The sequence below is a fragment of the Ethanoligenens sp. genome, from assembly GCF_047718355.1.
Classification (GTDB): Bacteria; Bacillota; Clostridia; order Oscillospirales; family Ethanoligenentaceae; genus Ethanoligenens.
In genome coordinates, this window is sequence record NZ_JBDNLG010000046.1 from 1 (window position 1) to 21,855 (window position 21,855).

The following is a 21,855-nucleotide window of genomic DNA, read 5'->3' on the forward strand; positions in this document are numbered from 1 at the left end:
ATCGGCGCGCTATATGATGCAATGTTGCGACATGCGGTTGTGTCTTCATCGGCATCACAGGAATGGGTTGGCTCCGCAGAAGCAGAGCCAGCCCATGATCTCTAATGCCGCTGTTCTGCCGTATTTGCCACGCACCCCCGGCAGGGGCATATTTCAGGCTGCGGCCGGCCCGCCGCATCATAGATCCGCAGCACCGCGCCTTTGTCAAAGGCTGCGCATACCGCAGGGCTCCCCCTCAAGTCCGTGGGAGGCCGTGTGGAAGTATCATTGTGTCCCGCGTGTATCGTCGCGCCCCGGCCTGCTACAGCCGGGTTGGAGAGTACGTGGATTGCTCCGGCTTGCCATCGTCGCGCCGCCCCTCCTTCGCTTGCCGCTTTCGCAGCCACGCGGGAGTATATACCTGAAATATGGGGTATTCAATTGTCGAGGTACAGTAGAAGGCTCTCAAAAAGTCCTTCTACTTATCGTGAGATGAAACGTACAATTGTCATCCCCAATATACAGGTATTTTTTCATAAAGTTTCGGATGTTCTCCAAGCCCTTGCGGACGGATGCGTTGATCACCTGCTTTGTGACGCCCTCCGCACGGGCAATGGCCGCTTTGCTCATACCGGAAAAATAGTATGCGTAGATCCGCCGGGCTTGTTTCTCAGACAAAGAAGCGAAAGCGGAATAGAAGCGCTTTTCAGCGACCTCAAGCTCGTAAACCTCCTCGGCAGACGGCTCCGTGCGAAGAATATGCTGTTCAAGGCTGTCATCCCGGTCGAGAAAGTATTGCGCATGGTTGTAGTACCTGCAATGCTGGTAAGCCGCCTCTTTCTGCTTTGACGTTCTGAACCACTACCGGCTTTAGCCGGTAGTGGTTCAGTTTGATGTTTGAGCGCAATGGTCTCAAGATGGACAGCTCTACCGTAATCACCCATTACCCGAAGGACGCTTTCACATAGGGTGCCTTTTCTGGCATAGGTAGTTTTGGAGATATAACGGTGTCATCGTCAAGATTGGATTCATTTCCTGTGTTTGGAACATCGGGGCTGTCACTGTCCCGTCGCATAAACCGTTCGAGAAATCTCTGCAAATCAGTGGTTCGATCAGGCAGGCTGCCGCTCCGGAACATGTTACCGGTCAGAGTTATAAAACGGTTCGTTGCACCGGGAATATGGACTTCAATAGTAAGAGTGCGGTTATTCATCCAGTATTTCTGCTTGTCAAAGCGGATTTCCGGTGCGTAGCCGATGATATGTAGTCCGCTACCGGAAGGCGACCATTCCATATAACTATCCGGGAACATGTTCACAATTTCAAATACAGTGGGCGTCAGAACATCTTTACCGCTGCGGTAATGGTCGCAGTCGATAACAAGAATGCCATCGGTGATTAAAAAACTGATTCTATCGTAACCGTTTATCATTTGCCGGGCTGTTTCAAAATATTTAATAGTGATAAAGTCAATCGTGAAAAAGCAGCATACCCCTGTTTGTTCTCGGACTAAAATGCGTGCAATCTCTGATTAGAAGCACAGATGTTACGCATACGCAAATATGAGCAAGTCAAAGATGTCGTCAGAAACCTAAAACTAATAATAGTTGCTTCACAAAAGCGATATCTAAGCTTGTTCTTTTTTCTCAATCAGTGTAAACTATATGGCAGATGTCGTTAAAGCGCAAAAAGAGGTACAACAATGTACAAGCTGAAAAGGAACGTTTGTATGTGGCAAAATTGTAGAATGAGTTTAAGCTGAAGAATTAGACGGTAAATACATGGAAAATAAGTCCATGATTCTGCACTTTCTAAAGTATTTGTATGAAAATTCAGACGAGAGACATCCAGTCCCCTCCACGGAACTGATGCAATATCTTGAAACACAAGGGATTAAGGTACATCGAACTACTATCAATGCAGATATTTCACTCAAGGCATAAAAATGCAAATTATCGGGGCTGATCTGATATAAAATCCAACTGTAATAGTAGGGTTACCAATGCAAATTATAGAAGACTCGAATTTGATGATGCAGCCTTGTTTCATTGATGTGACTTCATTTCAAATACAAAGTAAAGAAGGCGGAGCTATGCCGGTCAATGCAGTTTCTATGGATAATATACCTGAAACATCTTATTTAAACACGGATAATACAGCGCATTATCGCGCCATCATGCGTGTGTTTTATGACGAATCTGAGAAGACTCATTACCAGTTAGATAAGGAAACTGTTCTGGAAAAGCTACATCAAATTTCTGCCTTTGCGGACTACACGATGGAACAGCTTCTTCCGCACCTGAACCAGTTGGTTATTTGGAAAAACCTCACACCCATCCAAGACCCTAGCCGAGCAAACACAATTGCGGAATATAAAAACAATCAGTTTCGATATCTTATGTCGGGTGCGGCCGTGGAAGTAGAGCGTATGACGATCCGATTGGAAGCGCTCGTCTTGGAAAGCGCCTCGCTTTCGATTTACCTGTTTCCCCGTATCCAAAACGCGCTGATGGAGATGGAATCTCTACAGACCGCCCAACTTAAGGACGTGGATGAATGGTGGCAGAACCTGCAAGAGGATTTCAAACGGCTTAACCAGAATTACCAGGATTATTTGAGAGACTTTTATTCAACTAAGGCAGAACATATGATGCGTTCCGCAGAATTTATCGCGCATAAAGAGCACGTCGTTAAATACCTGAGGGATTTTGTACAGGAGCTGCAATCAAGGGGCGGAAAAATTGAAAAAGTTCTCCTTGAGATTCCAAAGCCACTAACGGATATAATTCTAGACAAAATCGTCGCAAGTGAGCTGGAGAAACCACGTCCCTCATCGGAGCGCCCGCCAAATTTCGAGGTACAGATCAAAGAAAACATCCGTGGAAAATGGCGCTCACTTTATGAGTGGTTTGTTTCCGAAGCGGGTCGCCTGAGCGAAAGTCAATATGTTTTGGAAACGACCAATGAAGTGATTCGGAAGATTATTCAAAATGCCAACTTAATTATTCAGATGCAAAACTCCGGTGTAAGTCGCAAGGAAGATTACAAAAAGTTTCTCCGGCTATTTGCGGAATGCGAGAACCTAAAAGAAGCACATAAGCTTTCCGCCCATGTTTTTGGTGTTGCCTCCGTCCGTCATTTTACGGTCAATAGCGCCCGAGATACGGATAACATAAACAGCAGCATTTATGAGGAAGCTCCTTGCGCGTATCTACTCGATACCCGCAGCCGCCAATATAAGCCACGCATCGACAAAAGTGGATTCTCAAGCAAAAATCTGGAGAAAGCGGCGCTTCGCCAAAAATTTCTTGAAGAACAGGAGCGAACAAAAAGACTGGCGCTGCAATATATCCGGAATGGAAAGTTGGATTTTTCTTCCATCACAGATACACTTGAACCTTCAACACGGCAAATTTTTCTAAACTGGGTTGTGCTGGCCAACAACGCTTCCGACCGCCATGCCATCACTGAGTATGGACAGAAGTTTTATTTGCTCCGCCAGCCAGGCTCCTGTTCGCTGCACTGCACGGATGGCAATCTGACCATGCCCGCCTATGTACTAGTGTTTGAAGGACGTGATGCGAATGGATGAATTTCGTGTTCTTTTAGGGCAATTTTGGATTCTTAGAGAACAGGATGCTGCCCTATACCACCGTGTTAAACGAGCCTTACCCACTTTTCAAAAGATTCTTGGGGAACAGTTTGGCTGGAAGCTGTTCATCAACGAGAAACTGATCAAATTGGAAAAGATTCCGGCACATGCTGAACCCTCTATGGGAATCGAAGCTTTTGATGCACCTTCCGATTACTGTCTGCTATGTGCGTTATTGATTTTCTTGGAGGACAGAGATGAGGGAGAACGGTTTCTCCTTTCAGAACTCACTCCCTCAGTGCTTGCTTATCTGCAGCCTGTTCTTTCTGATTGGAATTGGGAAACCTTTTCTAGCCGTAAGAGTTTGGTTCGGGTACTATGCTATGCGGAGTCTCTTTCGCTAATTAAGACCCGAGACGGAACCAGTGAGAATTTCTCATCCGATCAGAGTCAGGAGGTTCTTTATGAAAACACCGGATTGTCAAGATGGTTTTCCGTCAGCTTCAGTTATGACATTTCAGGCTTTTCCTGCACTACGGACTTTGAAAAGGAGGGTGCGGAAAACCTGAATCAGGACCGTGGTGTCCTTCGTACCCACAGAGTGTATCGCCAGCTCGCGCTCTCACCCGCAGTGTATTGGGAGCAGCCTGATGATCCGGTTTATGCATATATCAAAAATCAACGCGGTTGGGTACAACGCTACCTGGATCAGACCATTGGCGGAAATTTGCAGATCTACAAAAACGGTGCGTATTTTGTTTTGAATGAAGATGAGTCATTTGGTATGAGCTATCCGGAAGATCGTATGTTGAGCGATATTGCGCTAAACCTTTCTGCAAGATTGCGCTCAGTTATTCTGGAAAATGAGTACCCACGTGCCATGAATGATTTCGTAGTGCTGTCCCTCCATGATTTTACCCAGGAACTTCAAAAATGCCGAACACAGTATTCTGCTTTATGGGGGAAGCAGTATCGGGAGATATCTCTTGAAAAATTGACCGAAGAGATACTCACCTATATGGAAAGCTGGATGCTTTTGTCTCGGCGCGAAGAGGGGATTGCACTTCTACCCGCAGCGGGAAAAATGACTGGCAATTACCGGGAAAGCAATGAAACAGAGGAGGTATGATTTTGCGCTGGCTAATGAACCGTTTAGGCTTCGTTAATTTTTGGTTATATGATGTTGAAGAGTTTCCCTTTCGAGGCGGCAGATTACTGCTGCGCGGCGCGAATGGTGCAGGTAAATCTATTACGACGCAGAGCTTTATCCCTTTTATTTTGGATGGTAACCATCGTCCGGAACGCTTGGATTCTTTTGGAACCAAGGATCGGAAAATGGATTTTTATCTCTTGGGAGACGGAGACCGGGACGAATCCATTGGATATTTGTATTTGGAATTTAAGAAACCGGATGTGGAACATTATTGCACACTGGTCATCGGGATGCGCGCACAGAAAAGCAAAGGGATTTCATCGTTTTGGGGATTCTGCCTTTGTGACGGTCGCAGAATCGGTTACGATTTCTGCCTGTACCGCGAAGCCGGGTCACAGCGGCTTCCCCTCAGCAAGCAAGAGGCTAAAAACGCATTGGGCGATCCCGGCAACTGGGCCGAAAGCACGACCGAATATAAAAAACTGGTCAATGACCGTATTTTCCAGTTCCCGGACATCGACCAATATGAGCAGTTTATCACGCTATTGATTCAAATCCGTGCCCCAAAGCTAAGCAAGGATTTCAAACCATCCTTGGTACAGGATATTCTGAACTCATCTTTGCAGCCGCTCAGCGATAATGACTTGCAGGCGATGGTTGACGCGATGGAAAAGATGGACAGCATTCAGGGGAATCTGGAACAGCTGGAACGCGCGCAGATCAGTGCGGGAATTATCCGAACTGAATATACCCGATATAACCAATACATGCTGGCTCAAAAAGCACGTGCGTTCTTGAATCATCGCGATGAAACGGAAAATCTGCGAAGTCATGTTTCTACCACACAAAACGATATTGCAGACCTAAAGCTTGAAATTGAGAAGCTGAATGTAAAGATACAGAAGGATAGCGAAATCCTTTCTCAGCTTAAAGCAGAGAAAAATGCGTTTGGCAGCAGCAACACCCTGCAGGAAAAGGCGGAGCGCTTGACAGAACTGCAAGATGCACTGCAAGAAAATGATCGCGAATGTGAACAGGATGCACGTAATGTTGAAGGACAGAGGGAAAAACGAAACCAGTCGCAACGCACGCTAGATAATCTGAATCGGCAGAAAGACGACCAACAGGCGCTTTACCAACTACGATTGGATGAGCTGGACGAGGTGCAGGAGCAGTTGCAATGGAACGGGCCTTCGGAACTAAAAAAGCAGCTCGCCCAAAAGTCATCCACCGCTTTTAAAGAGGCCTACACTGCCGGCACGGCTTATAGCCGCCGGTTGAAGGACGCTCAGACCGCGCTGGAACAGCAGGCAGAAAAAAGCAGAGAACTGGACGATGTACAAAAGCGGTTGAACAGCGCGGATATCAAGTGCCGTACCGCCCAAAATGAGTTGGATACCGCATATCTGGTAGAACAGAAAGCCCGCGACGAACTGATTGAAGCCTTTCTGCGCGCACAAGCCGGAAATCGGGAACTTGAATTATCCGATATGCTGTTAGGCCAGATTAAACAAATCGTCTCCCATTACAAAAGCACTGTAGATGATAGTGAACTGAACGTTCTCCTGTCCAATGAAAGAAATGCACATTACGGTCTTTTGCAGACGCAGTTAGCCGAATGTCGAGCACAGCGGAAAGGATTGCAGGATACCTATAATGAATTATGTATACAACTCAAAGTCTTAGAGGAAGCACCGGAACCTATTCCGCCCAGAGCGGCTGCGGTTCAAGAAACCCGTAAAGAATTGCGCCGCCGTGGTGTTTTCTGTGCACCTTTTTACGAGCTGATTGATTATGCTCCTGGTACGGAGCAAAGAAAAAAAGATCTGTTGGAAGCACAGCTTACCGATATGGGTCTGTTGGATGCTCTGGTGGTGCCGCAATGTGAGCAGGCCGTTCTGTCTGACATCTTGGAACAGCATCCCGACCATTTTGTCAAAATATCCGATGCCCGTCCTCGTCAGCCGCTGCATGATCTTTACGCTGTAGAAGGCCCATTGAAGGAAGCCGCAGAGACAGCGCTTAGTGGAATCTCCTGTACGGACGATGACGGGGATACTGCCGTTCTTCCGGACGGGCGTTACCGTCTCGGTGTTTTAGGTGGGAAGAGTCATCCTTTCCAAACAGCAGGCTTCATTGGAGCGGCCGCCCGCCGCGAGAATCGCCAACGGCAAATAGACGCGCTTAAGCAGCAAATTGCGGAATGCCAAGGCGCGCTGGGACTGCAGTATATGAAACTCGAAAAATTGCAGCAGCGCATCGATAACCTAAATGCAGAATATGAGGGTAGACCTTCTACTGCTGATCTCGCGATGGCGCTGAGTTTGGTACAGACCTGTGAAAACAGCCTTGCGGTTGCCAAGGGTGCAGTAGAGCAACTTGATAAGACGGAAAAAGATGCTCGTGCCGCTTTGGGCAATGCAAAGCAGCGAGCGATTACTCTGTGCAAAGAGATACCGGTTTCAAGAACCGCAAGCGCATTTCTGGAAGAGCAGCATTCTTTGGACGATTACATGGCGCTGCTGCATGATCTGGAGGAAGGCTGGAACGGCTATCACCACGCCGAAGAACTTTTGGGGGCACAAAGTGACAAGCTGGAACAGGTCGAGGATTATTTGCTGTCACTTGAACTGGCGGCGCGAACGAGGAAAAATAAATCACAGACGCTGAACCGGGAAATCAAAGCGCTTCAGGAATTTTTAAATCAACCCGAGAATCGTGCGCTCGCGGAAAAATTGCAAAAAATCAATGGAGAAATCGCTGATTTAGAAAAAAATCTGCCAGATTGGAAAGCAGACGTCAGAGTAGATGCGACCAAACTTAAACAGCTACGTGAAAAAAAGCTGCAAAAAGCACAAGAACTAGTGACTATGATTGAACGCGAAAACAATCTGAGGACGTATTTTTTGGAAGAGCAGGCGCTAGGATTTTTCCCCGATACAGCGGATGAAAGCGTTTTAGCAGCCGCGCGCAAAGCCGATCTTAAACTGCGCGCACAGGATGTAGAGCAATTGCCTGATAATATGTATCAGGCGCTTCACGAAAATTTTCTCAAAAACAGCGCCGCGCTTACGGACTATCAGCCCAAAATTATTCCGCAGTTTGAAGAGACCGCGGGAGTTCTGCGAAGGCGGCGATTGATTCTTCTGACGCTGGATGGAAAACAAGTTTCTCTTCCCTTTTTCCTACAGGAAATTGGCCAGAAGATCTCCTTGATGCAGGAATTGCTGAATGAAAAGGATCGGGAACTTTTCGAGTCCATCCTAACAGAAACAATTAGCGGCAAACTCCGTAACCGCATTGCGGTTAGCCACAGATGGGTGCACACAATGGGCGAAATTATGAGCGGTGTGAATACCTCAATGGGACTTGTTTTTAATCTTTCATGGAAAGGAAAATCCCAGCAAGCGGATGGGGAATTGGATACGAAAAGGCTTGTAGAGCTTTTAAATAGAGATATCGAAATTCTAAGCGATGAAGACCGCCTCAAAATCACAGCGCATTTTCGGACTAAGGTGACCTCCGCACGACGGCTCGCAATGGAAAATGACCAGTCTGTCAGCTATGCCGACCTTATCCGGGACGCTTTGGATTTCCGTAATTGGTTTGAATTCACTCTTTCTTTTCAAAGACGGGGTGAAAAGGAAAAGAATCTTACCAATTCTGAATTCAACAAGTTCAGCGGAGGCGAGAAAGCGATGGCTATGTATGTTCCTCTCTTTGCCGCAATCTCCGCACAATATAAAAGAGCCAGCGTGGAATGCCCGTATGTCATCGCATTAGATGAAGCCTTTGCGGGTGTAGACGACAAAAATATTGAGAGTATGTTTGCCCTTGTGGAAACACTTGGCTTTGGCTATATCATGAATTCACAGGCATTGTGGGGCTGCTATGCATCTGTCCCACATTTGGAGATTGCAGATATGTACCGCCCAGCCAATTCTCAGGTAGTCACGATTCTTTTTTATCAGTGGGATGGTTACCAAAAAACACTCGACGAAGGTGCGATGCTTCTATGAGCCAAACTGACTGTGTTACCTATTTCCTCGAAAAATCGGGTTGGGCCCGCCAGATGAATGAAATTTTGAAAAAATACAGGTCTTATGGGAAGGCGTCCGGAACCGTTTCTCTTCCGGACGCAACAGAGGAGGAGTGCCGTGTAGCGGGCCTTTTCATGGGTAAAACACTTTATCAGCCCTTGCAATATCGACTTTCCGACTTCGAGCAAGCACTAAAGGCCAGTCGTTTTCAGGATACTTCACTCCCTGAACTGTTGGAGGGATATTTCGGTTGCCCGGTGCGCGTAAATAAAGAAGTACACAAAGCCCGTCAAGAATGGATCAGGAACTTGTTTGAACAGATGTATATGCAGGCAAAATCAGAAACGGCACAGAACTGGATACAACGTATGCTGGAGTCTAGGGGAAACGGATATTCCCTTTTTTTGAAGGCTGCCGACAAAGAGGAAGAGGCGGCATGTACCGCTTTAAAACAGGCGTGTGCCGCACTCGATATTTTAGCGACCCAATCGCCTTCAGAGCGCCGTCTGGCTGTTTTCAGCGCGGGAATAACCGCAAATCCACACAGCTTTGATATGGACCGCCTTGCCGGCAAGTTACTTCTATATGGAATTTGCGATTGGCAGCAAAGGAAATATCCTCACACTGCCGAGCAGCGGGCGGAAACCCTTTTTTTAGTTAATCTTTTCGCGGATGATATTTCCAGCTTTACCACACAGTCCGGCCTTCTGCTTTACACGGAAGAAGGGGAACATCCCGCATTTCAAGCATTCCGTACCCGCAATGAAAGCGCTGTGCTGACACTTTCCAATCTGTCAACAATTGTTCGTGCGGCAAGTCCGACTGGGAAGATTTACATCGTTGAAAATCAAATGGTTTTTTCCCATCTGTGTGAGCAATCTCTACCGTCGCATCCCCCTATTTTATGTACATCCGGACAGGTTAAAACCGCATCACTGATCCTGCTCGATTTATTGGCCGCCTCAGGCTGCATAATGTATTACTCCGGTGATTTTGACCCAGAAGGCCTGCGCATAGCCGACCGTATGGCATTACGTTACCCCAAACAATTCTTTTTTTGGCATTTGGAGAAAGATGATTATTACCGTTCTTTGTCGGAAGAATCAATTTCTTCATCCCGGCTTACAGAGTTAGACCAGCTACGTTCGCCCGATTTGCAGGCAGTTTCCTCAGAAATACGGAAAACTCGGCGCGCGGGCTATCAAGAACTGTTATTGGAGCAGCTCTTAAACGGCCTAAATGCCGATGTTCGGTAGAAAGAGTTGGCTTTTAAACGCAAAAGATGATAGTTGCTGCTCTAGAATAGATAAATAACTATTTCAGAGAAACAGAGGTGAATCCCGCATGGCGTATAATGAACTTGTCAAAAACATCTCCAACATTCGTGATTACATGCGGGAGTTTTTTGTATACGGATTTAAAAGCCGCGAAGAAGTCGGCATTAAGAGTGCGCGAAGCTATGACAACAAGCGTCGCCGGATAGAGAGCTGGCTCTGCGAATATATGTCCTTTCATCAGGAGGCAAACGGAAAGAACATGTTTATCTCCGTTGACAGCCGCCGTGTTCCGCATAATCCACTCTATCAGGCATGGAAAGCCAAAAGTTTCACCAAAAATGATATCACGCTGCATTTCTGGCTGATGGATATTCTGTCGCCGGATAAAGCAATCTTGCTTTCGGAAATTATGGATATGATCGACCGTGATTATCTGCCATTTTTTGGGCATTCTGATCCCATCGATGAGTCCACCCTTCGCAAAAAGTTGAAAGAATATGTTGATTTGGGGCTGATTACCGCCGAAAAACAGGGCAAGCAGCTTGCCTATCGGTTACCTTGCGATGCCGTCGACATTGGGCTATGGCGCGATGCGATTTGCTTTTTTGCCGAGATCGACCCGCTTGGTGTAATTGGTTCTTATTTGCAGGATAAATTCGATGCAGTACCCGAATATTACGCATTCAAGCATAACTATCTGCTTTTCGCGCCGAGCAGCGACGTCATGCTGGACTTGCTTACCGCGATCCATAATCATCGCTGTACCGAACTTGAGCTTTACCCCAATAAGCGGCGAACCATTCTGCCGCTTAAAATTTATATCAGTACACAGGGCGGGCGTCAGTATGTGGCCTGCTGCGGAATACATATCAAACGGTTTTCCTTTATTCGGCTTGATTCCATCAAAGCAGTAAAACCTCTTACTATCGCGGAGAATTATAGCGTAGACTCGGCGCGGTTCACCGAATTTCAAAAACATCTTTGGGGCGTATCAACCGGGCAGGATGGGCACACAGAACACATTGAAATGACGCTCAAAATCGGCGTGGATGAGGACTACATTGTAAAGCGGATGGAGCGTGAAAAACGTTGCGGCACCGTCACGCAAATCAGCGAATCATGCTGGCGGTATTCCGTCGACGTATACGACGCACAGGAAATGCTGCCTTGGGTGCGGACTTTTATAGGCAGAATCCAGTCATTGACCTGCTCCAATCATGCCGTGGAGAAGCGATTCCACCGCGATCTTGCGGCGATGACCGACCTATATAAGGGAAATGGAGGGGAAAATAATGCTGTTTAGTGAGGTATACAGCGCCTATTTTAACGCCGTTGCAGCCATTTTGCGCGAGGCAGTCCAGTGCGCTATTACGGATCAGCGCATGTCGGAGCTTATCCGGGAAAAGGCGTTTTCCGAGAGTGTTCTTACCGTTCTTCCGGCGCTTAAAAATGAGGAATGGCTCCTGATTAATAAAAATGGGCAAACACCGATGAGGCATCCACCGCAAATGCCACTGACAACGCTTGAAAAGCGGTGGCTGAAAACACTTCTTTCCGATCTGCGTATTGCGCTTTTTCATCCGGGCGAAACCGGACTTGAGAATGTGGAGCCGCTGTTTTCTTATGACGATGTTGTCTACTTTGACCGTTACGCGGATGGTGACCCCTATATAGATGCGAACTATATTCAGAACTTCCACACCATACTGCAGGCTTTGCGGGAAAAACGCAAGTTGAGAATCAGCCACAGCAGCCGAATAAACAGGCGGGTCTCCGGCGTGTTTGTTCCTTTCAGACTGGAATACTCCGCAAAAGATGATAAGTTCCGTTTGATTACATCCGGCGTTTGGCACAGCCGTATCATCAACCTTGCACGCATTACCCAATGTGAGCTGTTAGAGGGATACGGTGATGGTGAGTGTATTCCTCCGAGACAAAGGGATGCCTCCATCATCTTTGATCTGATGGATGAGCGCAACGCGCTGGAAAGGGTTATGCTGCATTTTTCCGATTGCCGCAAGGAAACCCGACGACTGGAGGAGCGACGCTATACTGTTATCCTTTGGTACGAACCCCAGGATGAAACCGAGCTGCTGATCCGCATATTGTCCTTCGGCCCGATGATTCGCGTGACCGCTCCCGAAAGCTTCATGAATCTGATACAAGAACGTCTCTTTCTCCAGCAAAAATTTATAACGGAATAAGTTCGCAACTTTTTTTCCATGATTTTCATTCCTATAATTGTTAATGTAATACTCGTAAAGCGCAGACAGCAGACAATTTGGTTTATCGGATTTCAACTATGAAATTTGACTCCTGCGCGGCGAATGCGGAGATTTCCAACTTTACATACGCTAAAAAAGCATTTGCCGCGCGCGGTTACCGACTGCCCACCGTGGTCTTCTGGAATGTACAGAGCCGAAACGAGCAGCAGCCGGTAGCAAGCAATGAGCAAGGTGTAGTACTGGTTTCCGGCGCCTCCCCCCGCGTCTTTTCGATGATCGAGTCCGGTAATTTGTCACCGATGACTTTTATGCTGGATACGCTTAATAACGAGCGATACGCAGTGATAAAGGCATAACCATTTAAAGAGGTGATAACTGTTGTTTTGGGGTAAAAACACTGGTTGGTTTTCCGCACGACTGCCGGGGTATCTATCAGCGCTGGAATCCGGTGATTTCAGTGCTATCCCTTGGATTTTCTGCGTTTTTTCAGAAAACAGCAACAAGGCAAAAACAACTGCTGCCCAGGCGCTTTGTGGGGCGCTTGACACAATGAGCTTTGACAAAATGGTGCGTGTAGATGAGCAAATGCGTCAGACCACATCAATGGAATGGAGTATTGATTGGCGCAAATACACGATGGAAAGTTTTTTCACCCTCGTAATGAGTGAGCGAGAAAGACGTGCCGTTGTGGTTTTTGCTTCTTTTAACCCGAATGGGTTTATCCGGGAACGTGCATTGCAAGAGATGCATAATTATGCCAACACGCTTTCCTTCGCTCTTCTGCGCCAAAATGACTGGGTACCGCAGGTAAAGTTAGCCGCCAAACAGGCTGTCAATTATCGCTTATCTCATCTGGTGAGTGGTGAATTGCTTTCTGCCTTGCCTTTTGCGGATAAATTAAGTCGAAGTACGAGAACGCCGGAATCCAAGGAGTTTTCAAAACATATACTTGATGCGCTGGCGGCAAAAGAAAATGAACGTGAATTTATTGCGGGCTTGGAGAATGCAGATTTCAGGACGCGCCGAATTTGTACAAACGCACTTTTCCGTGCTGAATTCTTAAGGTATGATTTGGCATTTGCACGCTTGAAACGTGAAACCGACCCTTTCCTGCGCGGAAGCATCTTTCGTCGGCTTATCGATGCCGGTCAATCTTTGGACACAGTAGTGGAACAATTTTTGAGGGATAAATATCCATTTAATCGGCTGTTGGCATTCCGATATATTTGCGAACATAGGAAAAACAACGCTCTGGCAATTGCTGAACGTCTGTTGCTTGATAAAAGTGCGGCAGTCCGGGAGCATGCCCGCCTTTATCTGAACAGTCATAACGGTTCATTCGATTATCGTGGGTTTTATAGGAGTCATATGTCCGATCGGATGGTTCCCGCAATCTTGGGGTTAGGCGAAATAGGTACGCGCGAAGATGCCGCTATGCTTGAAACGCACTTGCACGCAGAGCAGGTATCGGTCGTTCGAGCTGCCATGATAGCGGTGATGCGTCTAGACGGCGATATGTATGCCCCGCTTATAACGGAACTTCTGGGCGACAATCGGGTCGGTATTGTAAAGACAGCACGTAACCTTATTTGTAAATCAAATGCTCCGGATTATGCAAGAGTAATGGAAATATTCAAAAATGCGCCGTGTGAAAACACCAAGCAAAAGTGTTTCTCGGTATTACTGATGGCAGGTAAATGGAAACGGCTTATTTTTATACTCAACGTCTTGGAATCCGGCGGAGAAATGATGAGTGAATCCGCTTTGACGGTTCTTGCAAGATGGGTCGGAGCTTATAATCGTTCCTACATATTGCCAAACAAGGTGCAGGTAGAGCAAATCAAAGCGAGCATTCGGAATTTAGCTGACAGAATCCCGGAGCGGACACAGCAGGAACTATTATTTTTGCTGCGATGAGGATCATGCTATGATATACACAACCAAAGAAAACAAAGAGCTCATTATAACCTGCGACTGCGGATGCGGTTCGGGCCTGCTTTGGAAAGCAATGAATTGTGATGATGAGGGTGAACAATATTTTGTGTCGCTTACCGAAAGCAGTTGGTACGCTAAACAGACCGGGCGTATCGGGCCGTATTTCAAAAGGCTCTGGAAAGCATTGCACGGCAAAGAATACCGCCTAACAGAGCTTGTTATGACCAAAACAGAGGTAACGGAGTTGTCGCAGTTTCTTCATCAGCTAACCCAAAATTCGATTAACAAAGGTGAATCCCATGATTAACGTACAGGGCTTGCATAACACCGCCGTTTGCTACACTGCCCAGTTGGAAGATAAGGCAGCTGATCAAATAAAATCCGTTTGCGATCAAGAAGCGTTTGCTGATTGCAAAATTCGTATTATGCCGGATGTTCATGCCGGTAAAGGCTGTACAATCGGCACTACGATGACCATCGCCGACAAAATTGTACCTGGTATGGTTGGCGTGGACATCGGGTGCGGCATGGAAACCGTGCTGTTAGACACGAACGAAATCGACTTTGAACGTTTGGATAAGTGTATCCGCAAGTGCATTCCCGCTGGCTTTGAAATCAGGGGTAAAGCACATAAATTTTCAGATAATGTTGATTTTTCTGAGCTTCGATGTGCCCGTCATGTCAATGTTGACCGTGCCGTGAAAAGCATTGGCACACTCGGAGGTGGTAACCATTTCATCGAAATAGACCGTGGCGATAACGAAGATTTATACCTTGTGGTACACTCCGGTAGCCGTCACATCGGTTGTGAAGTCGCAGAACATTATCAGCAGGAAGGTTATAACGCTTTATGCGGTAACGCTCAGTTCCAATTAGAAGAAGTGATCGCCGGGTTGAAAGCTGAGGGCAGAGAAAAAGAAATCCAAAGTACCATAAAGTCTTTGAAAGAGCAAGCTGCAATTCCGGTTCCGAAAGATCTTGCTTATGTAGAGGGCTCGTTATTCGATGATTACGTACACGATATGAAAATCATCCAACGGTTTGCTGTATTGAACCGTAAAGCAATGGTCGACACGATTCTTGTTGGGCTTCGCCTTTCTGTCGCAGATGAATTTACTACGATTCACAACTATATTGACACAGACTCCATGATTCTTCGCAAAGGCTCCGTTTCTGCAAGATCGGGCGAAAAACTTTTGATCCCAATCAATATGCGTGATGGAAGCTTAATCTGCATTGGCAAAGGTAACCCAAATTGGAATTTCTCCGCTCCGCATGGAGCAGGACGCCTCATGAGCCGCAGTAAAGCTTTTCATGAGCTGACGATGGAGCAGTATCAAGCAGAAATGAATAGTGTTTATTCTACTTGTGTCGTGCCTAACACACTGGACGAATCTCCTATGGCATATAAGCCTATGGATGAGATCATCGCGCAGATTGAACCTACGGCAGAAATAATAGCAAAAATCAAGCCGGTCTATAACTTCAAGGCGGCTGAGGGAGACAGATTTCGCAGACGCTAATTTTTTAGGACGAGTAGATTTCTGGATAACGCTGAAATCTACTCGTCCCTTTTTTCAAAATTTCAGTCATGGATTTTTTTCACCAAGGACGCGCATGTTTTCCATGCCTTCTTCATCCTTTTGAACCTCTCTGATTTCTTTTCAGTACGCCATATTCCAAGCTGCCGCCCACGAGAAACGTCTGTGTTTACATAAAGGCACTCTACGATTTAGTTTCGTAGAGTGCCTCGTTCGTTTTTGGAATTTGTTCATTCACCCCCACTGTCACGCCGGACTTGAATTCCACAGTAAATTGATCCGCGACATCCGCAGATGCCGTGTAGACAGGCAACTTTTTCAACCAGCCGTCGGACAAGCGGCTCGTATTTTAGGTATTAACTTTCGTACAGGGCAGCTATATCGTGTATTCTGTGCTTCATCTCTTCGCGGATAGGGTACGGCTCTAAACATTCGCATTTATCCCCAAAACTGAAAAGAATATCGTAGTAGTATTCGTTCTCTATGAAAGGAAACCGAACGATGTAATGCTCATCGCCATCTGGCGAAAAGTCCTCATAAGTGCAATAATCAAGCACTCTGTCCATAACTGATTTATGAATACGGATTTTGATTCTTGTTTGTATGGTTGCCAAGATATCAGCAAATTCTAACTGCGGATTTAGATAATCTTCTCGCGGCGCAAAAATTTCCTCTTGCATTTGCAGGTTGGACATGCGGGAGAGTCTAAATAAGCGAAAATCATTTCTTTTATAGCAATAGCCTTGTAGGTACCAATGGCTACTTTTCAATATAAGCTGATACGGTTCAACTGTTCGTGTGGTTTTATTTCCGTGGTGAGCTACATATTCAAATGAAAGAAGCTTGCTTTCCTGCAAAGCTGTTTTGATAATCTCTAAATAGGCTCCTATGTTCCTGTTACCCATCCACGGACTTAAATCGATATAGATTTGATTTGCTTTTAATTCAATGTCTTTTGCCCGGTCGGCGGGGATAAAACTTTTGACTTTCGCAAGAGCGTTTACCAACTCATTACCTCGTATCATGTTGGAAAGGCTTGAAAGCCCCATCAAAATCGCGGAAAGGTCGGCAGTCGAAAAAACTTTTTTATCAACCTTATATTTCTGCATGATTTCAAAGCCGCCGCCCACACCCGAAGTTGAGAGTACAGGAATACCCGCCATGTTAATCGTGTCTATGTCGCGGTAGATTGTGCGGGGCGATACTTCAAACATATCTGCTAACTCCTGTGCGCCTATCCGCTCTTTATCAAGGAGTATCATAATAATGCTAACAACCCTGTCAACCTTCATCTGGTAACCGCCTTTCAAAACTTCTTTTTGATTGTTGCCATACTATTGTCAACGATTACATGGTACTATAAAAAAGCAAACAAATCAATAAAGCAATGAAAAAGGAGAAATTTATGTTTACAATCTATGTTTATATTCTTGATACTTTAGCCGACTGGGAGTTGGGGTATGTTACTGCGGAGCTGAATTCCGGTCGATTTTTCAAAGAGGATGCGCAACGTGTATCACTCAAAACGGTCAGTGTTTCCAAAGGGTCGATCAGGACAATGGGTGGGCTGACAATCGCGCCCGATTGCCTAATCGATGATATGGTTATGAGTGAAACAAGCGTGCTGCTATTACCGGGCGCAACTACATGGAACGACCCGAAGCATGGCGCGATCATCGCAAAAGCAAGCAAATTTCTCTCTTTTGGCGCTACGGTGTGTGCAATCTGTGGGGCCACCGCTGCGCTTGCCAACTTCGGATTATTGGATAACCGCCCGCATACCAGTAATGGACCGGGCTTCCTTGAATTTGCTTCTCCTGATTATAAAGGGCAAAACTTTTATATTGATGAACCGTCTGTAGCGGATCACAACCTTATTACTGCGAGTTCCACCGGAGCGTTGCTCTGGTCGAAACAAATTATTGAGCATTTAAGTGTTTTCGAGTCAAACACACTGAAAGTCTGGTATGAATATTTCAGTACTGGTGAGGTTCAACATTTCTTTGCCCTCATGCAATCTTTGCCGTCTAGTAATGAAAGCTGATTTACAGTATAACGATAGCGAAATGAGCCATACCCGATTTGATGGACGGTGTGGAGTAGTGTAAAATAAAAGCACTGCAAAGGGGTGTTCCATCATGGGGGAAAGCAACGGAAATCGGTATAGCGAAGAGTTCAAGCAAGGCGCTATCAAGCTGGTATTGGAAAACAAACAGAGCATCGCGGAGGCATGCCGGAATCTGGGTGTGTCCAGAGGAACAATGGAGCGTTGGCTCGCCGTCCTGGCAGACAGCCACGATGCCGGAAAAGTCCGTCTGCGGCAGTTGGAGGAAGAAAACCGCCAGCTCCGCAAGGAGAAGGAGGATCTGGAGGACACAGTAGAGATTCTAAAAAAAGCGGCGGTGCCACGCTTCGCATGGTGTCCCCATTCGGGCTGGCGCTTCGCGTCATCTTCAGTCAAAGCCAGAGAAGAAATACAAAGTAATCCGCCAACGCAGCGGGGAGCATTCTGTGGAGAAGATGTGCCGAATATTGAAAGTTTCCAAAAGCGGATATTACCGGCGGCTGGCATGGTCGGAAAGCACAACCCGGCAGGAAAATCGGAAGATTTATGATGTGTTGAAGGCCAGCTATGAGCGAAACAAGGGCCGTACCGGTCTGAACAAGCTGCTGGGCGATGTGCGTTTGAAATTTTCACACTGCGGCCGTAATCGGCTTTATCACATCCAGAAGGAGCACCAGCTATATTCTATCCGCAAGCGCAAATTCAAAGCGACCACCAAATCGTCGGTTGCGCTGCCGGCAGGCGAATCGACACGGATCTCTGTAAAAGGGCGCTGCAAGCTGCCGTCCGGCGATACAAGCCGGGCGCGGGCTTGATTCATCATTCGGATCAAGGCGTTCAATATGCCAGTCGGAACAATCAGGTACTTTTACTGCAAACCCACATCATTCCCAGCATGAGCCGAAAAGGCACTCCTTACGGCAACGCCTGCGCTGAAGCCTTTTTCAGTGCAATCAAGCTGGAAATGGTTTATCATGAGCATTATGCGACCAGAGTCCTAGGCACAGGCCGCTATTTTCGAATATATCAAAATCTATTACAACCGACAGCGACGAAACACAACCATCGGCAACATTGCACCGGCAGAATTCCGACGACGATTTTATCAGCAGCGGATGGCATGACCCGCAATCTTGCGATATTCTTTGATTTCAGCCGCTTGCACTACTTCTTTGTCTCCGAAATATCGGGGATGGCTCAAGTGAGCCCTGCTTTGAAAGCGTCGTCGTACCTCGGTGGCGCGGCGCGTTTCTTTCCTTTTTGTTCCATGATGAGCCCTCTTTCCCTTTCCATTATACCGAATGATTTTTTGTCTATCAAATCGGGAATGGAGGCACCACTCCTAACAACAGAGTGGGGTTTCACATTTTCGCCTGTTGTTTTATCGGTTTGCGCCCTTACTATCGTTCGTCTGTTTGAGAATCCGCGGCCTGCAGCTCCACTTTTTTGCGCATGGTTAAAAACAGTGTGGGAATCAATGCCACTACGGTAAAGCCAATTGACCACCAAAACGAAATATTGAAGGAATGGGCAACTGCATGAAGATCGGACGGCGAGTGGCCCGTCATCTGGTGCTGCGCGACGGTCGCAAGAATCGCCGTCCCGAAGGCTCCACCGATGGTGTTCGTAATTCTTGTAGCCGTGCTCGCATGAGGGACCTGATCCCGCTCAAGTCCTGCGAGAGCGGAGGTCATGATGGCGATAAACAGACCGCCGAGCCCCGCCCCTCTGACCAGCAAGGCAGCAGCCAGAAAGATAAAATTCGTATCCGTACCCGCAAAGGCAAACGGAAGTGTACCGACAGCAACCGCAATAAGACTGAACAACACAACATTGCGCGAGCCGTCGCGGTCAGCCGCTTTTCCGGCCCAGCTTCTGGTGAGCAGCATACCGATTCCTTGCGGAATCAGCCACAACCCGGCATTGAGGGCGCTTACTCCGCGCGCCTCCTGATAATAAAGCGGCTGTATCAGCATGGCCCCGTTTGTGATGATCCCACTCAAAGCCAGCAGAATGTTGGAAGTAGAAAAATTTACGGATTTGAACAGCCGCAGATCCAGAGCCGGTTCCCGCCTCGTATTCAGAGCATAGACGACATAGAGAGCCATCAGAACGATACCGATGATCAGTGGAATGTAGACCGCGCTGCTTGTGATACCACCATGCGTGGCAATCTGGGCAATGCCGTAAATCAGAAGGGAAAATGCTGGGGAGAGCAAAAGTATGCCGATCACATCAAAGGTTGCTTTCTTATCAAAAAGTTTGTCTTGAGGGATTCCCCACAGGGCAAGTGGAATCGCAACGATGCAAATCGGAATATTCACCCAGAAGATAGCGCGCCAGCTCAAGTTGCTGACGATAATTCCTCCCAGCACCGGGCCCAGGATCGGCCCAAGCAAAGCGGGAATGCTGATGAAGGACATAATGCGTCCGAGATTTTTTCCGCCGGAGAGTTGTACAAGCTCTGTTTGCAGTGCGGGCATCAACAATCCGGCGCCGGCACCTTGAAGGACTCGGAAAATAATCAGGCTGTCGATGTTCCATGAAAGCATGGAACATACGGAGCCGGCCAAAAAAATCACCAATGAAAAGATGTAGGTTCGTTTGCACCCGAAGCGTTTGGTGGCCCACCCTGAAACCGGGATGACCAGCCCCATTGCCAGAATATATCCCGTCGTGATCCACTGTATGACAGAAGTGCCAATCTTCATTTCGGCTCCGATGGTGTGGATTGCGACGTTCATCATGGTTGAATCGAATAGCGGCGCAAGCGCACCGATGAGGATTACAACGGCTGCTCTCATTACGACCGGACTCAGTTTTTCTTTTGCTGGTTTCACTTTATCTGCACTCATTTGGAATCTCCCTCCATTTGCTAAAGAAAACAATTGCGTTTCTTATGTGAATATGATAGGATAATTGCAAAGCTTTTTCAATTGACATACTCTACATAAAAATAAGAAACTATTTTGTTTCTTATGTACATATTTTAAAGCAAGGATATATTTATTCTTTGAGGGGCAGAGGGGAATAAAATGGATGAGCAAAAAAAGGGTACGCGCCGTCGGGGAGAAATTCTGGAGGAGGCAATCCTAAATGCCACAATGGATGAACTTGCCGAAAATGGCTATTCGCATCTGACGATGGAAAGCGCCGCGACACGGGCGGGGACCAATAAGGCCGTCCTTTACCGTCGCTGGGCCAACAAGTCTGAGCTTGTAATGGCAGCCCTGCGTAAATGGATACCGACAACCAACATAGACAACATACCGGATACCGGAAGCCTGCGCGATGATGTGGTTGCCTATCTGCGCGCCCGTGTAGAACCGGTGAAAACAATCGGTCCGCAGACGATCCGGGGACTGTTGATGGAACCGCAGGTTTGGCGTACCTTAGTTGCTGCCATGCCGCAAATCATCCAGCGAAGGTCCGAAAATAAAGAGAATAAGATGACGGCGGCTATGATGGTGATCTTGAAAAAGGCGGAACTTCGTGGGGAAGTCCGCTTGGAGAAACTATCGCCCCGGGTCATCTCACTGCCTTTGGATCTGTTGCATCATGAGCTGATTACAAAGCAGGAAATAACCGATACCGCAATAGCGGAGATCGTAGACGGTATTTTTATGCCGCTTATCCATGCGGCACGGCAATAGCAGTGTACAAATAGCGAGATTATATATTATATATGGTTGCTCATTGCGGAATAAGTTTGTCCGAATTGGACCTTAACAGAAAACGGATGCGCGATTGCGGCATCCGTTTTTCATATACATTCCGTCTGTGGCGGTCTATCTTGCTTCTTTGTGTGGGACTGCTGCTTCCTTATGGAGTTTGCGCATTGATGCAGCATTCTCCCCGCCGTATCCTTCCGTGAGGTTGACGCTGCCCCACAGGCCGAGAACTGCACCCAGTGCGACCACAAGTGTCTTCGACGTACTGACTGCCGAAGTAAAAAGTTCTATATCTGTCCCCCTATAAATAAATTCGGACATGAAAAAAACCGCCGGTTATGGAGATAATGGCGCTTCGGGCCAACTTTGAGGCGTTT

The 21,855-nt window shown here is 47.0% G+C and carries 19 protein-coding genes and 1 pseudogene; 16 read left to right on the forward strand and 4 right to left on the reverse strand.

From position 1 onward, the window contains the following. The first annotated feature begins 255 nt into the window (after positions 1–255). Positions 256–828 carry a hypothetical protein gene (locus ABF463_RS08355; RefSeq protein ID WP_415533140.1) on the forward strand — a complete coding sequence of 191 codons (573 nt, stop codon included), beginning with the start codon at positions 256–258 and terminating at the stop codon, positions 826–828. A gap of 94 nt (positions 829–922) precedes the next feature. Here ABF463_RS08355 and ABF463_RS08360 read toward each other — a convergent pair whose 3' ends face one another. Beyond that, positions 923–1,411, reverse strand: a complete 489-nt coding sequence (locus ABF463_RS08360; RefSeq protein WP_415533141.1) for a hypothetical protein — start codon at positions 1,409–1,411, stop codon at positions 923–925. A 660-nt stretch (positions 1,412–2,071) separates the two neighbouring features. Between ABF463_RS08360 and ABF463_RS08365 the strand changes: the two genes are divergently transcribed. The 10 genes from ABF463_RS08365 to ABF463_RS08410 all read left to right on the forward strand — a co-directional run bounded on the left by ABF463_RS08365 (position 2,072) and on the right by ABF463_RS08410 (position 15,724). Beyond that, a complete protein-coding gene (locus ABF463_RS08365) occupies positions 2,072–3,571 on the forward strand; it encodes a TIGR02677 family protein (RefSeq protein WP_415533142.1) in 1,500 nt (499 codons plus the stop codon). Next, the gene (locus ABF463_RS08370) at positions 3,564–4,700 is read left to right on the forward strand and encodes a TIGR02678 family protein (RefSeq protein WP_415533143.1); all 1,137 of its coding nucleotides are present in this window, start codon (positions 3,564–3,566) and stop codon (positions 4,698–4,700) included. The genes ABF463_RS08365 and ABF463_RS08370 overlap by 8 nt, the downstream gene beginning before the upstream one ends. 2 nt (positions 4,701–4,702) lie before the next feature. Beyond that, entirely contained in the window at positions 4,703–8,743 is a 4,041-nt protein-coding gene (locus ABF463_RS08375) for a TIGR02680 family protein (RefSeq protein ID WP_415533144.1), read from the forward strand. Between the two features lie 53 nt (positions 8,744–8,796). Further along, complete coding sequence (locus tag ABF463_RS08380; protein ID WP_415533145.1) at positions 8,797–10,020, forward strand: TIGR02679 family protein; 1,224 nt, start codon at positions 8,797–8,799, stop codon at positions 10,018–10,020. An 88-nt stretch (positions 10,021–10,108) separates the two neighbouring features. Next, complete coding sequence (locus ABF463_RS08385; RefSeq protein ID WP_415533146.1) at positions 10,109–11,344, forward strand: WYL domain-containing protein; 1,236 nt, start codon at positions 10,109–10,111, stop codon at positions 11,342–11,344. Further along, positions 11,334–12,245 (forward strand): WYL domain-containing protein, encoded by a 912-nt coding sequence (locus ABF463_RS08390; RefSeq protein ID WP_415533148.1) that lies wholly within the window; start codon positions 11,334–11,336, stop codon positions 12,243–12,245. Before ABF463_RS08385 ends, ABF463_RS08390 begins: the two co-directional genes overlap by 11 nt. A gap of 77 nt (positions 12,246–12,322) precedes the next feature. Then, positions 12,323–12,622, forward strand: a complete 300-nt coding sequence (locus tag ABF463_RS08395) for a DUF2828 family protein (protein ID WP_415533149.1) — start codon at positions 12,323–12,325, stop codon at positions 12,620–12,622. Positions 12,623–12,644: 22 nt separating this feature from the next. Beyond that, positions 12,645–14,183, forward strand: coding sequence for a hypothetical protein (locus tag ABF463_RS08400; protein ID WP_415533150.1), 1,539 nt, complete (start codon positions 12,645–12,647; stop codon positions 14,181–14,183). 10 nt (positions 14,184–14,193) lie between these two features. Next, positions 14,194–14,508 carry a hypothetical protein gene (locus tag ABF463_RS08405; RefSeq protein WP_415533151.1) on the forward strand — a complete coding sequence of 105 codons (315 nt, stop codon included), beginning with the start codon at positions 14,194–14,196 and terminating at the stop codon, positions 14,506–14,508. Continuing rightward, the gene (locus tag ABF463_RS08410; protein ID WP_415533152.1) at positions 14,501–15,724 is read left to right on the forward strand and encodes an RtcB family protein; all 1,224 of its coding nucleotides are present in this window, start codon (positions 14,501–14,503) and stop codon (positions 15,722–15,724) included. The genes ABF463_RS08405 and ABF463_RS08410 overlap by 8 nt, the downstream gene beginning before the upstream one ends. 374 nt (positions 15,725–16,098) lie before the next feature. Here ABF463_RS08410 and ABF463_RS08415 read toward each other — a convergent pair whose 3' ends face one another. Next, complete coding sequence (locus ABF463_RS08415; RefSeq protein ID WP_415533153.1) at positions 16,099–17,034, reverse strand: helix-turn-helix transcriptional regulator; 936 nt, start codon at positions 17,032–17,034, stop codon at positions 16,099–16,101. Between the two features lie 113 nt (positions 17,035–17,147). On the opposite strand from ABF463_RS08415, the gene ABF463_RS08420 reads away from it, so the two are divergent. The 4 genes and pseudogenes from ABF463_RS08420 (at position 17,148) to ABF463_RS08435 (ending at position 18,931) form a co-directional block, all read left to right on the forward strand. After that, positions 17,148–17,786, forward strand: coding sequence for a DJ-1/PfpI family protein (locus ABF463_RS08420; protein WP_415533154.1), 639 nt, complete (start codon positions 17,148–17,150; stop codon positions 17,784–17,786). A gap of 94 nt (positions 17,787–17,880) precedes the next feature. Further along, the gene (locus tag ABF463_RS08425; RefSeq protein WP_415533155.1) at positions 17,881–18,357 is read left to right on the forward strand and encodes a transposase; all 477 of its coding nucleotides are present in this window, start codon (positions 17,881–17,883) and stop codon (positions 18,355–18,357) included. A gap of 222 nt (positions 18,358–18,579) precedes the next feature. Further along, a pseudogene (locus ABF463_RS08430) lies at positions 18,580–18,663 on the forward strand (hypothetical protein); the annotation flags it as partial. A 175-nt stretch (positions 18,664–18,838) separates the two neighbouring features. After that, entirely contained in the window at positions 18,839–18,931 is a 93-nt protein-coding gene (locus ABF463_RS08435; protein ID WP_415533159.1) for a hypothetical protein, read from the forward strand. A 276-nt stretch (positions 18,932–19,207) separates the two neighbouring features. On the opposite strand, the gene ABF463_RS08440 is transcribed toward ABF463_RS08435, so the two are convergent. Further along, positions 19,208–20,662: an MDR family MFS transporter gene (locus tag ABF463_RS08440; protein WP_415533156.1), complete on the reverse strand. Its 1,455-nt coding sequence runs from the start codon at positions 20,660–20,662 to the stop codon at positions 19,208–19,210. A 180-nt stretch (positions 20,663–20,842) separates the two neighbouring features. Between ABF463_RS08440 and ABF463_RS08445 the strand changes: the two genes are divergently transcribed. Next, a complete protein-coding gene (locus ABF463_RS08445) occupies positions 20,843–21,460 on the forward strand; it encodes a TetR/AcrR family transcriptional regulator (RefSeq protein ID WP_415533157.1) in 618 nt (205 codons plus the stop codon). Positions 21,461–21,595: 135 nt separating this feature from the next. On the opposite strand, the gene ABF463_RS08450 is transcribed toward ABF463_RS08445, so the two are convergent. Beyond that, positions 21,596–21,799 carry a Maff2 family mobile element protein gene (locus tag ABF463_RS08450; protein WP_415533158.1) on the reverse strand — a complete coding sequence of 68 codons (204 nt, stop codon included), beginning with the start codon at positions 21,797–21,799 and terminating at the stop codon, positions 21,596–21,598. Positions 21,800–21,855: the final 56 nt, after the last annotated feature.

Coding starts and splice junctions, on each gene's coding strand:
- ABF463_RS08360 (WP_415533141.1), bottom strand. CDS start 1,411: ATGATAAACGGTTACGATAGAATCAGTTTTTTAATCACCGATGGCATT.
- ABF463_RS08365 (WP_415533142.1), top strand. CDS start 2,072: ATGCCGGTCAATGCAGTTTCTATGGATAATATACCTGAAACATCTTAT.
- ABF463_RS08370 (WP_415533143.1), top strand. CDS start 3,564: ATGGATGAATTTCGTGTTCTTTTAGGGCAATTTTGGATTCTTAGAGAA.
- ABF463_RS08380 (WP_415533145.1), top strand. CDS start 8,797: ATGAATGAAATTTTGAAAAAATACAGGTCTTATGGGAAGGCGTCCGGA.
- ABF463_RS08385 (WP_415533146.1), top strand. CDS start 10,109: ATGGCGTATAATGAACTTGTCAAAAACATCTCCAACATTCGTGATTAC.
- ABF463_RS08390 (WP_415533148.1), top strand. CDS start 11,334: ATGCTGTTTAGTGAGGTATACAGCGCCTATTTTAACGCCGTTGCAGCC.
- ABF463_RS08405 (WP_415533151.1), top strand. CDS start 14,194: ATGATATACACAACCAAAGAAAACAAAGAGCTCATTATAACCTGCGAC.
- ABF463_RS08410 (WP_415533152.1), top strand. CDS start 14,501: ATGATTAACGTACAGGGCTTGCATAACACCGCCGTTTGCTACACTGCC.
- ABF463_RS08415 (WP_415533153.1), bottom strand. CDS start 17,034: ATGAAGGTTGACAGGGTTGTTAGCATTATTATGATACTCCTTGATAAA.
- ABF463_RS08420 (WP_415533154.1), top strand. CDS start 17,148: ATGTTTACAATCTATGTTTATATTCTTGATACTTTAGCCGACTGGGAG.
- ABF463_RS08425 (WP_415533155.1), top strand. CDS start 17,881: ATGGGGGAAAGCAACGGAAATCGGTATAGCGAAGAGTTCAAGCAAGGC.
- ABF463_RS08440 (WP_415533156.1), bottom strand. CDS start 20,662: ATGAGTGCAGATAAAGTGAAACCAGCAAAAGAAAAACTGAGTCCGGTC.
- ABF463_RS08445 (WP_415533157.1), top strand. CDS start 20,843: ATGGATGAGCAAAAAAAGGGTACGCGCCGTCGGGGAGAAATTCTGGAG.
- ABF463_RS08450 (WP_415533158.1), bottom strand. CDS start 21,799: ATGTCCGAATTTATTTATAGGGGGACAGATATAGAACTTTTTACTTCG.